This is a genomic window from Methanolobus profundi (genome assembly GCF_900114835.1).
Lineage (GTDB): Archaea > Halobacteriota > Methanosarcinia > Methanosarcinales > Methanosarcinaceae > Methanolobus > Methanolobus profundi.
Map to the genome: position 1 here is coordinate 302,096 of NZ_FOUJ01000001.1, position 13,850 is coordinate 315,945.

A 13,850-nucleotide genomic window follows, 5' to 3' on the forward strand; every position below is an offset into this window, starting at 1 on the left:
GTTTTGGGTAGAATATGCAACTTCGCACAAAAACGTTATTTGTATTTAGTTTTACTCTTTTTTTCCTTCTTCTGACCTTGCATCTTAGCACAGGCTCTATTATATTCAAGAACTTCGAGGATCTTGAGTACAAGGGGGTCACAGACGATGTAGATCAGGCATTGTCCTATATTGATACTTATGGATCACGAAATGCAGATGTAGCCCAAAGTATTGCCGATAATTTTGGTGACAGGGACCTATCCACTATTAATTATTCAGATGTCCTTTTAAATATCGAGAGTAGTGATATTAAAGATGCAAATTTCGATCTGCTAGTTCTAATGGATAGTTCCGGGAACATCGTTTATACTAAAGCTTATGATCGGTTAAGTGATGAAGTGGTTACTTTTCCAGTGGATATGGAGGAGGCTTTATCAGATAACGGTCCAATGATGTCTTCCTTTGAGAACGGCTACTCTTCTTCAGGTATGGTCGTTCTTTCTGATGGTCCTGTCATTCTTTCCTCAATACCTATCCACGACACAACAGATAACGGTAATGTGACCGGTATCGTTATAGTTGGAAGTTATTTCGACCATGGATCTGCTGTTTTTTTCACTCAGGCGCATGGAATACCTCTACAATACCATATACTTCAAGAGCCTTCGATCGACCCTGAAATAGAGAACTTGCTAACATCTATGGCTGAAGAGAAAAGTTCTGTTTATATCACACCGGTCGATGAATATACTATAAAAGGTTATACTGTAGTCAATGATGTGTATGGGGAACCTGCGATCATTCTGGAAGTTTCCTCATCACGAACAATATATCAAAAGGCGCAGACAACCTTCGCTTATCTTCTCTACGTCATTATCTTTGCTGGTTTTCTCTATGGTGCGGTAGGTACGGTGTTCCTTGAGAACTCCATCCTGTCAAGATTATCCATGTTGACAAAGGGCGTAGATTCCATAAAAGGGGACCTTTCCACCTCCAATAAAATAGATATCCTGGGAGATGATGAGATATCATCTCTTGGTTCAAGTATAAATGACCTTGTTGAAAGACTTGAAGAAAGGGATAGTCTGCTTTTCTCAATAATAGAATCCATGTCAGAAGGTCTTATAGTATTTGATGAGGACTATAAGATATCACATATCAAATCAAAATTCATCCAGCTCTGGAACATTCCCGGTGAGATCATCGAAGAGCGTGATGGTCTGAAGCTACTTGGATATCTAAAGAACAGTATGGTCAATTATGAAGAGATGTTGGCACTTTTGAAAGAGTACCATATGACCGACAAAATATCCATTACAATGGTACATTTCACAGATGGCACTTATTTTGAAGTTCTGGGTTCACCTCTGTTCCAGAACGAGAATGTTGTCGGTAGGATACTAAGTTTCAAGGATGTGACCGATAGAGAGAGATCCCAGGCTCTTGCAAAGGAAAAAGAGCATATGTACAGATCACTCTTCGAGCATTCGAACGATGCTATTTTCATTGTAAAGGATGGTATGATCCAGGACCTTAATGAAAAGGCACATGATTCTATATGCAGGCCCGGACAGGAGGTAATTGGAAAGTCCTTCTTTGATATATTGGATGAAAAGAACTGGGCACTTATGCACCAATTGATAGAAGGCGCATTAGCTGATTCCTTCGGCTTAAAGGAGCTTGAGATCGCCTGTCATAATGGTGCTTCAATGGATGCAGAGGTCAGTGCGACCGTTATTGATGCAGAGGATGGGTTGGTACAACTTATTGTTCGTGATATCACTGAAAGAAAAGAAATTGAAAGGCTCGAAAAAGAAAATAATGAAAGGATGGGCCTGATACTTGACAATATCAATTGTGGTGTCATTGTGGTCGACGCTCATACCCATGAGATCGTTGATATAAATCCAACTGCTCTGGATATAGTTGATCGTAAAAAGGAAGATGTCATCGGCAGAGCATGTCATAAATTCGTTTGTCCTACTGAGAGGGGTATGTGTCCTATCAGTGACCTTGGGCAGAATATTGATAAGTCCGAACGTTTTGTTGTCCGTTCCGATGGAGCAAGAATACCTGTCCTGAAGTCAGTGGAAGTTGTGGAATTGGGTGGACGTGAGCTATTCATAGAAAGCTTTGTTGATATAACCAAGATAAAGGATGCAGAGGAAGCACTTCTGGCGGCTAAAGTGCATGCTGAAGCTGCGAACAGGACAAAGAGCGAGTTCCTTGCCAATATGAGCCATGAACTAAGAACACCTTTAAACTCTGTGATAGGCTTCTCTGACCTGCTGCTTGAGGGTAGTTTTGGTGAACTGAACGCGAAACAGGGTCGTTTCATGTCAAATATAGCTGCAAGTGGAAAACATCTTTTGGACCTCATTAATGATATCCTCGATATTTCCAAAGTAGAAGCAGGAAAGATGGAGCTTTTTTATGAGGTTTTTGATCTTGCTGATATGATATCTGATATCCAGTTGATGATGAGGCCACTTGCAGCAAAGAAGGATATTGTTCTTGACGTGCAGATGGAAGCAAAGAGCATCTATGTAAAGGCCGATAGAAGCAAGCTGAAACAGGTTCTCTACAATATAATTGGTAATGCAACAAAGTTCACGCCTGAAAACGGAAATATCTATGTAAAAGTGTCAACAAATGCTGGCATGCTCAATGTAAGCATACGGGATACCGGGATAGGTATATCCAAAGATGACCAGAATAAACTTTTCAAGCCATTCGTTCAACTGGACTCATCCAATAATCGTAAGTATGAAGGCACTGGTCTTGGACTTGCTCTTGTAAAGAATCTTATAGAACTTCATGGTGGCAATATATGGGTAGAAAGTGAACCCGGAAAAGGTTCTACGTTCATATTCACAATTCCTTTGAATATTGATACTAAGGAATTGATCGAACAAGAATATAATGAAGCTCAGTCTTCTTATTCTCACGATTCGCTCTTCTCCGAAGATGACCTTGTTATTATCGATCCGCAAGGGTCAACAGGTAATGTGCCTCTTGTGCTGGTCGTTGAAGATGATGCAAGATCAAGGGAACTTATAAGCACCATGCTTACAGGATCTGGATATCGTGTGGCACTTGTTGAAGACGGATCAGTAGCTCTTGAGGCTGTCAAAAAGCTACATCCTTTTGCAATAACACTTGATCTCAATCTGCCTGGAATGGACGGTACAGAGGTCCTGGAGGTTCTGAAGAGCAACGAATCAACAGCTTCCATTCCAGTACTTGTGTTATCGTCCCTTGGGGAACAGGATGTAGGTATGGTTGTAGGTATTGAAGACCACCTGACAAAGCCTGTGGATGCAGACCATCTCCTGAATGTGTTATCGAATGTAAAGAGCAGGTCGGGAGTTTCTTCACTGAAGGTCCTCGTCATCGATGACGATCCACTTGTTGTTGAAATGCTTTCTGAGATGATCAGGTCATATGGTTATGGCGTGATAACTGCCTATGGTGGAAAAGAAGGTATAGAAAAGGCGTTCAATGATAACCCTGATATGTTGGTAGTAGATCTGATGATGCCAGAGGTAACTGGCTTTGATGTCATATCCACTTTAAAATCGGACCCTCGTACCATTAATATTCCTCTGATCGTCTGTACTGCTAAGGATATGGATCCTGAGGAACTTGAGATACTCAACAAGAATGTTCATGGTATAGTTCAGAAAGGTTCTCTTACAAAGGATGATCTTCTGAGGATACTTGGAACAATGGTCTCGAATTCTGATGATGTTTCGCCTGATGCAGAGGAGGAAGTGCAATGAAGATAAATAACAGGTCTTTATGTACTGTTTTCATTATCTTTTTACTTATTTTTCTTTTAAGTGGCTCTGTTCGGTCGGACGATGAGGATACTCTGATCATTGGTGTTCTTGTAGGCGATGATCAGCAAAGGCCATTTGAACGTATGAGTGGTATGTCTGAATATCTGTCCTCAGATATTACAGAATTCACATTTGAGATAGTCCCACTGGATTACCATTCAATGGATGAGGAAATTGTAGCTGGAAATATAGATTTTCTTATAGTGGACCCTGCAACATATGTGATACTTGAGAAGACCCATGGGATAAGCAGTATTGCAACCATGGAAACAATTGCATACCTTCCATCTGACTATACACAAAAGGTCTCGGTCCATCAGGTGGGTTCTGTGATCTTCACCAAAGCTGAAAGGACTGATATCGACAATATAGGTGATCTTTCAGGTCTCTCTCTGCTGGCATTGGAAACTCCTTCCAGCGAAGGGTGGTGGACCACAAGGATGGAACTGGAAGCACATAAGATCGACTATGAAAATGATCTTGGTACATTGGAGTTCCGAAATGATCCTGAAAGCATCGTTCTTTCTATAGTGGCTGGTGAATTTGATGCTGGTAATGTTCCTTCGGGAATACTTGAGAAAATGCACATGGAAGGAAAGATCGATATCAACGATCTAAATGTTCTCCACTCTCAAAGTTATGATAACTACCCGCTGCTTGTAAGTACAGGAGTATATCCCGGCTGGGTCTTTGCAAAAACACAGCATACTTCTAAATCGATATCAGAAAGGGTTTCTGTATCTCTTTTGAGCATGCCTTTCAATATATCCGGATCAGATAGTATAGGAGATGTTGCCGGATGGACAGTACCTCAGGATTATACTCCGGTTGAAAACATCCTTTCTGAATTGCAGGTAGGTCCCTTCCAGCCAAAAATAGACCCTATAGGTCTGATAATGGAATTCAGATATTTCCTTCTTGGAATATCGTTCTTACTTGTTCTTGCAGGTGCAAGTGTAATTTATGTGAACAACCTCAACTCAAAACTTGAAAAAGAGATTGCAGCAAAGACAGAGGCTGAAACAATATTGAAAAGAAAACACATGATCGAGAAGACCATGTTCACTATCTCTTCTATGTTCACATATCCTGGTGATGTTGATGAGGCCATAGATACATCACTAATGGAGATAGGTACTTTGTGCGGTGCTGGCCGATGTTATCTTTTTGTTTTTAATGAAGATGGAACTCAGATGAGCAATACCCATGAATGGTGTTCTGCCGGAGTTGATCCCCAGAAGGATGAGCTGCAGGATCTACCTTCTGATATGTTCCCATGGTGGATGGCAAGACTGCAGGATGACCAGATGGTAAATATTTCGGATGTATCTGCCATGCCTCCTGAAGCTTCTGCTGAAAAAGAGATCCTTGAGATGCAGGACATAAAGTCTATCCTTGTGCTTCCGGTATTCATTGAAGGTATCCTCGTAGGATTTGTTGGTATTGATGATGTCAATGGAACGAAAGAATGGGAAATGGATGATTTTGATACACTTCACATGTTCTCGACCATGATGGCAATGGTCATTAAGCGCAGAAAGATGGAAAAGTCTCTCATGGAAAGTGAACAACACCTTAAGCGTGTTCTTGAGGGCAGTAATGAAGGGACATGGGATGCTGATATTCAGGAAGACCGTATTGTATTCAATGACAGATATGCTGAGATACTCGGTTATCCAGTGGATGAGGTCGGCACTTATTATGAGTGGATGAATGAACGTATCCACCCCGATGATGCTCATCATGTTCATGAAAAAATAGAAGCTGTGCACAAAGGGAATACTGAAACTGCTGAATCTGAGTATCGTGTGAGGGGAAAGGACGGTCAATATAGATGGGTATTCAACAAGGGTAAAGTAGTTGAATATTCCAAAGATGGAAAACCATTGCATATGGCAGGTATCCTTGTAGATATATCTGATCGTAAAGCAGCCGAGGAAGCACTCATTGCTGCAAAGGATGCTGCTGAGGATGCAAGCAGGATAAAGAGCGAGTTCCTTGCCAATATGAGCCATGAACTGAGAACACCTCTGAACTCTGTGATCGGTTTCTCAGATATCCTTCTTGAAGGGACGTTCGGTTCACTCAACGATAAGCAAAAAAGATATGTCGGTAATATTTCTAAAAGTGGAAAACACCTGTTGACACTGATCAATGATATCCTCGACCTATCAAAAGTCGAAGCTGGCAAGATGACCCTTAATATCGAGGAATTTGATGTGGGTGGGTCACTGGATGATATCAGGTCCATAGTCTCTCCTCTTGCGTTAAAGAAGGATATTGGACTTGTAGTCGAGCTTGTTCCCGAAACCATTCTTCTGAAAGCTGATAAAGGGAAGTTCAAACAGATCATCTACAATCTTCTGAGCAATGCTATAAAATTCACTGATGCTGGTGGCACAGTAGGTATATCCGTCACTGAACAGGACAACCATATACTTGTTAATGTCACAGACACTGGTATAGGTATCACTGAAGAGGACCAACAAAAGCTTTTCAAAGCCTTTACACAGATCGATTCCTCAACTTGCAGGGTATATGAGGGGACAGGTCTGGGTCTTGCTCTGGTCAAGAGTTTCATAGAACTGCATGGGGGAAGGATCTGGGTCGAAAGTGAATGTGGCAGAGGCTCATCTTTCCTTTTTGAACTCCCTCTTGAGCCTGTTCAGTTCCCCGGGCCGGAAGAAATAGAAACTGTCATTATGTCTGAAGGATCTTTGGAAGACCGGTCAATAGCTGATCCGGATAAAGTTGATAAGGGACCGCTTGTATTGGTCGTTGAAGATGAGGTCTCATCTCAGGAGATCCTTGCAATAACATTAAAGAATGCTGGGTACGATGTAAGGTTCGCTTCAGATGGAAAGGAAGCACTTGAACTTGCGCGGGAACTTCAACCATTTGCAATAACCCTGGACATAATGATGCCAAAAATAGATGGCTGGGGTGTTCTTAAACAGCTCAAGCATGAAAAGAGGACAGAGAATATACCGGTTGTGATCGTATCGATCCTCAATGAGAAGGACCTTGGTATTATCTGGGGTGCATTCGATTATATGGTCAAACCAGTTGACAGGGAAGCTCTTCTTTCTTCACTTGAAAGATTGAGGGAACTGCGTTCTTTTGAACAGGTGAATGTTCTTGTGATCGATGATGAGCCATCTGTAATTGAACTTATGGAATCTATGCTTTCTAACGAAGGCTATGATATAATGAGCGCTTCCAATGGCAAAGAAGGAATTGAAAGAGCATTGAGCTTCCTTCCTGATGTGATCATACTGGATCTTATGATGCCAAAGGTAGACGGTTTCGATGTTATCAGTGAACTGAAGAAGCACCCTGAGACAATTGACATTCCTATAATCGTCTGTACTGCAAAGGACCTTGAAGCATATGAAAAAGAGCAGCTTGACAGAGATGTATCCTTTGTGATGCAAAAGGGTATATTCAGTAAGCAGGACCTTCTGGGATGTATAAAAAGTCTTGAAAAACTATCAAAGTAGTTCTCTATAGTAACTATTGGATGAGTTTAGATAAAAAAGAGAACCGGTATCATTCGGGAATGATATTGTCGGTCTGTAGTTCGAACTGGTCCTCAATGCCGTTCACATTCACGATGTATACTCCTTTCTCAAGTCCGTATACATCAAGTGCAACGGTCTTTTCGAAAGGAACAATAGCTTCCGTGCACATTGCATCTGCAGGTCTTTTTGTTTGCATCCTGACTGTGAAGAGGTTATTTTCATCATCAAATACAATGTTCTCTTCTTCAAGCTCTGTGCATCCGTCCGGTAGATATCCTGTTACTTCCACATGTACCTTGACAGGAAAGGATTCCAGGATCAGCACATCTGTTTCCTCGACAACTGCATCACCATATATGTATTCACCGTCAAATGTATCGTCTGTCTCATTGACATTTGTGGTATTATCCGGAACTTCTGGCGGTTCAGCGCATCCAAGGGAGAACGTTGCGATCGTTACAATGACGATCGTGAGTAACACCAGGATACCTAACAGAACATTGTTGTTGGATCTCATATACTTCCTCTTAAACCCCCTTTGGCACAATGCGTCAGTCTGATAAATATCTTCCTGAAACTGCGGATCTGTTCGAAGTTATGGTGTATTTCTCAAAAATGACATTATGATACGCTCTTTAATTGCCCGGCCAGATAATTTGTCAATCAAAGAATAGAGTTCAATCTCATCTGATACCTTTCAAGTTCTTCGGTCACTCTTTCACTTGACATCTTCCCGGCTCCAAAGATCATATGGGTTTCAAGTACTTCCATTCCTACGTATTCAAATGTACAATGGCTGATGTATCTCAACAGTTCATTGATATCTCCATGTCTTCCTTCACGGGAATACCAATCTTCTTCTGCACCAGTACTTATCACCATCATTGCCTTCTTTCCTTTCAGAAGTCCGTTCTCGTAAACTCTGTCCTTTATTGGGCTGAAGGCAAAACCTGCTGCAAAGGTCCTGTCTATCCATCCTTTCATAATTGCAGGCATTCCGGTGAAGTATATCGGGAAATGGAATATCAGGACATCTGCCCATTTTATCTTCTCCATCTCTGACATGATATCATCAGAAAAAGTGCCTTCCTTACTTGCTGTGATCTGTTCAAGGAATGGGTTGAACAGGTCCGGGTCCTTGCGTTGCAAAAAATCACTCTGGTCAAGAGCAGGCTTGAAACCCATGGAATACAGGTCAGAGAGCCTGATCTCATTACCTTTTTCTTCAATGGTCTTAATGGCCATCTCTTTCATTGCAGAATTGAACGACCTTGGTTCAGGATGCGCAAAAATGTATAATATATTCATAGTACTCCCCTATAGATCATTGATCAGGTAGTACTTATACATTTTTATGGTGACGTTACTTAAAAAGAGGAACTGTAAATGTAAAAACACTTCCTTTTCCAGGTTTGCTTTCTGCCCATATAGTACCACCATGCATTCTGACAAGTTCTTTTGAGAGGGCAAGTCCAAGACCAGTACCTTCATATTTTCTTGATTCTGATGAGTCCAGCTGTACAAATGGATCAAAAAGTCTTTTCTGTTGTTCTGGTGGAATGCCGATCCCTGTATCTCTCACAGAGATATGGATGTATCCATCCTTGAGTTCTGTACTGAGGGTTATAGAGCCTGTATTATCTGTAAATTTTATTGAATTGCCAACAAGGTTGAACAATATCTGCTTAAGCTTTGCTCTGTCAGCATATGCATATATCTCTTCGGGAACAGACTTCATTTCGATATGTATATCCTTTTTATCAGCAAGATGATGTAATGTTGATATGACCTCGTTAAATATCTCGTACACTGGTACGTTATCCTTGAATATTTTCATGTTACCGGACTCTATCTTGGAGATATCCAGTATATCATTGATTATATTGAGCAGGTGTTTTCCACTTCCTGAGATGTTCTCAAGATATGCTGATTGCTTTTCGTTGATATCTCCGGCAACTCCGTGAAGAATGATATCTGCAAATCCTATGACCGAATTCAGAGGTGTTCTCAGTTCATGGCTCATATTGGCAAGGAATTCGCTCTTGGTACGGTTAGCATTCTCAGCATCTATCTTTGCTTTTAGAAGAATATCCTCTGATCTCTTCTTTTCAGTGATATCGGTGCATATTGCAAGGTATCTGTTATTCGGAATCCTGACCGCCTGTACGTCCAGGTAAAAAACAGTTCCATCATTTTTTCTAAAAGGCATCTCTTCTGACATCTTTCCCTCATTGGTCAGCTTTTCAAAATTAAGTGTGTAAAGCTGTTCGTTCCCCTCAACGAAAAAGTCTTGAGGGGTCATTTTGAGGATCTCTTCTTCAGAATAACCTGTAACATTGCAGGCAGCAGGATTTATATCTACAAAATTCTCTGATCCGTCAATAACAAAAATAGGATGCGGGGATATATTCACATATGTTCTGTATTTCTCTTCTTTTTCCTGTAGGGCTTCCATTGCAAGTTTTTCATTATGGACATCGACAGCGATCTCGAATCGCACCATGCGACCATCAGGCCATTCTATTGCTTTATCGATGCAGCGATACCATCGCTGATTTTTGGAATTCCTGAACTCCCATATGTGTGTTCTTCCGAGCTTCTCTCCAAAGATAAGGTGATTTGTACAGAATGGACAGGGTGAATCCATATCTTGAAGTATCTCATAACACTTCTTTCCAATAATGTCATTACCCATCTGTTCTTTGATAATTCTATTTGCGAACAGTAGCTCATAGGTCTCGGGATCGGCAACATAAGCAGGTTGATCAAAGGCTTCAAGTATAGATATTAGCTGTTCGTGTGATCTTATCAGCTCTTCTTCTTTTTCCTTCTGCAATGTGATGTCCCGGCTAACCCCAAGTAAGCCTATACAATTACCCTGTTTTGTATAGAGCGGTGCCTTGTATGTTTCAAGGAACATTCTCTTTCCATTGGCAAATGTGGTCCATTCTTCATTTCTGATATCTTTCCTCTGCTCCATGACCATTTTGTCTATCGAAGAGAAATGGTCTGCTTCTTCTTTACTATGCAGATCATAGTCATTCTTTCCAATTATGTCTTCAATTGAAAGCTTAAAAGAGTCAGCATAAGCAACGTTGCATGCGATAAATCTTCCGTCCTTGTCCTTAAAGAATACAAGTTCGGGTACAGAGTTCAATAATCCTTCAAAAAGAGTGATATTACTATGTATCTTTGCTTCCTTTTCTATCTCGAGAACGTTCAATGAATGTTCCAGCTCATGGATACGCTCTCTTAATGATCTATTCTATTCTTCAAGTTCTTCTCTGGCTACGATCTCTTTTTCCATGTTCGGTCAAAATAGTTCAATTTATCCGATCGTCCGGGATATCATTGTTTCATGAAATCTATCATGTCAGTGAGCAGGTCCATTATCTCTTCTATCCTGTATGCCAGCAGATTTTCCTGCGTGGGTATGGTAAGGAATGAGTGTGATCCGGGTTTTGTTTCCGGCTCCATTGTACATATCATTTCTACAAGATGCTCGATAGCTTCGGGGTTAAGATCAAGGTCATCCTTCCTTTCCCTAATGGTCAGTGCCAGTGTCCTTAGTTCCTTATGGCAATTGTTATTGATGTCATAGTAGATGGATACGTTTTCCTCTGACCTTGGTGGGAACTGGATCCTGATCATATCAAGAAGCAGGTTCCTTATTAGCTCTCTTGACAATACGAAAGCTGACATGGTGAAACCACGTTTGAAGTTGGAATTTATCTCAGTTCTCATCGAGTTATAGTGCTCATCGTAGAAGTCGTGATCTATAAGTTTATCCTGCCTTGTCAGTGAATGTGAAGGTTGTGAGCGTATCGGGTTGATCTTTACAAAGCGTTCCATATCAAAAGAGAAGTCGGTTATCCGGGGGAGTGCAGCCTTTAATATGGAATTTTGTTCTCTGACCCTCTTAGTAGTAATGTTGTCTGTGTAGCTCTTTGGCTTGTCCTTGAAGTATATTCCCTGAATATAATCCTGGACAGTGTATGTGTATTCATTTGTCCCTGAACGGTTATTCGTATGGTACAGGCTTTCGAACCTTATTGCCTTGTCTGGGACCATACTTCTTATTATTGGAAGGCAACGAGAGTACCATTTGTTGTACTCTCCAATGAACATATTACGTTTTTTCTGGTATCCTTTTTCATCTACTTCACTATTATCTTCAAGCAGATCAAGGAGTACATTCCCTATTCTTATCAGGTCGGATATCTCATCCTTTGAAATATCAATATTATTTTGTCCGCTCACAAAATAATATTATGGATGGTATTATATATAATATTATATATTCAGATTGGATCTAATGAACAGGATTTTATTCTATCGAGCTAAACATATTATATATCTTTTAAGGAGTGAGTTTAAATGGATGTCCTGTGGCTTGAGCAATCAGAAGTTAAAAGTGTTATTGATATGCCTTTGACCCTGTCAGCGGTAGAAAATGGTTTCAGGGAGCATGGATTAAAAAAGGTTCAGATGCCTCCGAAATCCTATCTTTATTTTGATAAGCATAATGGTGATCTGCGAACGATGCCATCTTTTATGGAAGGGGAGGATATTGCAGGTGTTAAGATCGTTAATGTTCATCCTGATAACAGGGAAAAAGGGCTTCCGACGGTCATGGCGGTCATAGTTCTCAATTCCACGGAAACGGGTGCTCCTATTGCTATGATGGATGGTACTCATATAACTGATATGAGGACAGGAGCTGCTGGAGGTGTTGCTGCAAAATATCTGGCACGACCTGATCCCCATGTAGTGGGTATGGTAGGAACAGGTGAACAGGCACGTACCCAGTTGCTGGCACTTGCTGAGGTAATGGATATCGAAGAAGTGAAGATCACCAGCAGGAATGTGTCTCACTGTGATGCCTTTGAGAAAGATATGAAGCAGTATATCAGTTGTGACTTCACGAAGAAAGCTAACATTCGAGACGTATGTGATTGTGATGTTCTTGTAACGACCACGCCTGTAAGGGAACCTGTGGTAATGTCAGAGTGGATCAATGAAGGAACCCACATCAATGCCATAGGTGCTGATGCTATGGGTAAACAGGAACTGGAGTCTGCCCTTCTGAAAAGGTCAAGGATAATCGTTGATGATATCGTGCAGGCATCTCATTCAGGTGAGATCAATGTGCCAATGTCTTCCGGGGATATATCAGAGTCAGATATTTCCGCAGAGCTTGGAGAAGTGGTTGCCGGTGTAAAGACAGGAAGGAGATCAGATGAGGACATCACGATATTCGATTCTACAGGTCTTGCTGTTCAGGATCTTGTGACAGCGAACATGGTCTACAGGAAAGCTCTTGAGATGGGCATTGGTAAAAGAATAAAATTGTTCTGATCATGGTGATGGGAGAGATCACCATCTCTGTTCTTTTTCAATAATTCTGGTAGATATCACCGGTATTGAGATTCTCTATCCTGTAGGCTACCATGACCATTCCTGAAATACCTACATTTTTTCCATGGTCCATGTCACCAATGATCCGAAGCCTGTCATCTCTTGCAACAGGACAGATGCCATTGTAGAGCACAACAAGTCTGTGTTCCTCATGTTCGACAGAAAAGATACTCACATATTTTGTCTTGATCCATCCGATCACTATGATTATGGGTATTCCCCAAAATGACCTGGTTCTGTAGGTTATGTTCGCATCTGTTACTGCATAGGCTTCAATGGTTCTTTCTTCTGGCATTTATTTATTGTACATCCTTATTTATTAAAAAAGTTTTCATGGTCCTGCTGATCGAATAAGACATTGGACCTTAACAGGAAATTCTTATACGAGAAACAAAATAGAATAATTGTGGAAGAATTCGAAGAAGACAGTGAAGAGGAATTTGAGACCGAGAACTTCTCTGAGCTCATCAAATATACTTTTCCAGGTTATATCATAGGACTGATGACCGGTGTCCTGCTGGATGTATATGGGTACCAGCGCAGTCCAATTGGTCAATGGCTGGTGCGTACTCTTGCAGGTGAGGGAGAAAGCATATTCGAGGGTTTCTATTCCGTAAAGCAGCATTTCAAACCTTCAGCTCAGACCATGGCAGAGGCATATGGCTGGGGTAAGCTTTTCGGTATTGCTGTTCCATGGGTGATCGACCTTGGAAGCAGGCTTGCAGGTGTTGATGTCTATGGTATTGAAGGCTTCTACATACCATATTTCTATTCTCTCAGTGACCAGATAGGTGCTAACATATCAGGAATGCTTTTTTTGAAGCGAAAGGAAGGTACATGGGATGCTGCTTTTGAAAGGTACATCCGTCATCCTGTAATGCTTGCAAGCCTTGCTGTGATATTCATTGTTCCTCTGGGACTTTTGAGTTCACGTGTACTTGGTTTTAGTCCTACGACGCAGACCTTTACAGCTCTGGAGGCTATTGCTGCAAACCTGTGCTGGATACCACCTCTTGTTGGCTGGTATGTTGAAAGGAAAAAGTAATATTTTTTTTCTTTATCTGGCAGTTCTCTTAATATATGTATC

At 41.1% G+C, this 13,850-nt stretch carries 9 protein-coding genes; 4 read left to right on the forward strand and 5 right to left on the reverse strand.

Annotated elements, in window-relative coordinates; translation table 11 throughout:
* The first annotated feature begins 14 nt into the window (after positions 1–14).
* Complete coding sequence (locus BM008_RS01600) at positions 15–3,764, forward strand: response regulator (RefSeq protein WP_091932222.1); 3,750 nt, start codon at positions 15–17, stop codon at positions 3,762–3,764.
* Positions 3,761–7,324, forward strand: a complete 3,564-nt coding sequence (locus BM008_RS01605; RefSeq protein WP_091932225.1) for a response regulator — start codon at positions 3,761–3,763, stop codon at positions 7,322–7,324. Before BM008_RS01600 ends, BM008_RS01605 begins: the two co-directional genes overlap by 4 nt.
* A gap of 49 nt (positions 7,325–7,373) precedes the next feature.
* Here the strand turns inward: BM008_RS01605 and BM008_RS01610 are convergent, their stop codons facing one another.
* From BM008_RS01610 to BM008_RS01625, 4 genes are all read right to left on the reverse strand, one after another.
* Positions 7,374–7,862, reverse strand: coding sequence for a hypothetical protein (locus tag BM008_RS01610; protein ID WP_091932281.1), 489 nt, complete (start codon positions 7,860–7,862; stop codon positions 7,374–7,376).
* A gap of 146 nt (positions 7,863–8,008) precedes the next feature.
* Positions 8,009–8,653 carry an NAD(P)H-dependent oxidoreductase gene (locus BM008_RS01615; protein WP_091932284.1) on the reverse strand — a complete coding sequence of 215 codons (645 nt, stop codon included), beginning with the start codon at positions 8,651–8,653 and terminating at the stop codon, positions 8,009–8,011.
* A gap of 55 nt (positions 8,654–8,708) precedes the next feature.
* Positions 8,709–10,568 carry a PAS domain-containing sensor histidine kinase gene (locus tag BM008_RS01620; protein ID WP_091932287.1) on the reverse strand — a complete coding sequence of 620 codons (1,860 nt, stop codon included), beginning with the start codon at positions 10,566–10,568 and terminating at the stop codon, positions 8,709–8,711.
* A 125-nt stretch (positions 10,569–10,693) separates the two neighbouring features.
* Positions 10,694–11,605: a hypothetical protein gene (locus tag BM008_RS01625; protein ID WP_091932290.1), complete on the reverse strand. Its 912-nt coding sequence runs from the start codon at positions 11,603–11,605 to the stop codon at positions 10,694–10,696.
* Between the two features lie 117 nt (positions 11,606–11,722).
* Between BM008_RS01625 and ala the strand changes: the two genes are divergently transcribed.
* Positions 11,723–12,703, forward strand: a complete 981-nt coding sequence (gene ala, locus BM008_RS01630; protein WP_091932294.1) for an alanine dehydrogenase — start codon at positions 11,723–11,725, stop codon at positions 12,701–12,703.
* Between the two features lie 37 nt (positions 12,704–12,740).
* Here ala and BM008_RS01635 read toward each other — a convergent pair whose 3' ends face one another.
* Positions 12,741–13,058, reverse strand: a complete 318-nt coding sequence (locus BM008_RS01635) for a hypothetical protein (RefSeq protein ID WP_091932297.1) — start codon at positions 13,056–13,058, stop codon at positions 12,741–12,743.
* A 111-nt stretch (positions 13,059–13,169) separates the two neighbouring features.
* Between BM008_RS01635 and BM008_RS01640 the strand changes: the two genes are divergently transcribed.
* Positions 13,170–13,808 carry a hypothetical protein gene (locus BM008_RS01640; protein ID WP_091932298.1) on the forward strand — a complete coding sequence of 213 codons (639 nt, stop codon included), beginning with the start codon at positions 13,170–13,172 and terminating at the stop codon, positions 13,806–13,808.
* Positions 13,809–13,850: the final 42 nt, after the last annotated feature.

Coding starts and splice junctions, on each gene's coding strand:
- BM008_RS01635 (WP_091932297.1), bottom strand. CDS start 13,058: ATGCCAGAAGAAAGAACCATTGAAGCCTATGCAGTAACAGATGCGAAC.
- BM008_RS01600 (WP_091932222.1), top strand. CDS start 15: ATGCAACTTCGCACAAAAACGTTATTTGTATTTAGTTTTACTCTTTTT.
- ala (WP_091932294.1), top strand. CDS start 11,723: ATGGATGTCCTGTGGCTTGAGCAATCAGAAGTTAAAAGTGTTATTGAT.
- BM008_RS01605 (WP_091932225.1), top strand. CDS start 3,761: ATGAAGATAAATAACAGGTCTTTATGTACTGTTTTCATTATCTTTTTA.
- BM008_RS01615 (WP_091932284.1), bottom strand. CDS start 8,653: ATGAATATATTATACATTTTTGCGCATCCTGAACCAAGGTCGTTCAAT.
- BM008_RS01610 (WP_091932281.1), bottom strand. CDS start 7,862: ATGAGATCCAACAACAATGTTCTGTTAGGTATCCTGGTGTTACTCACG.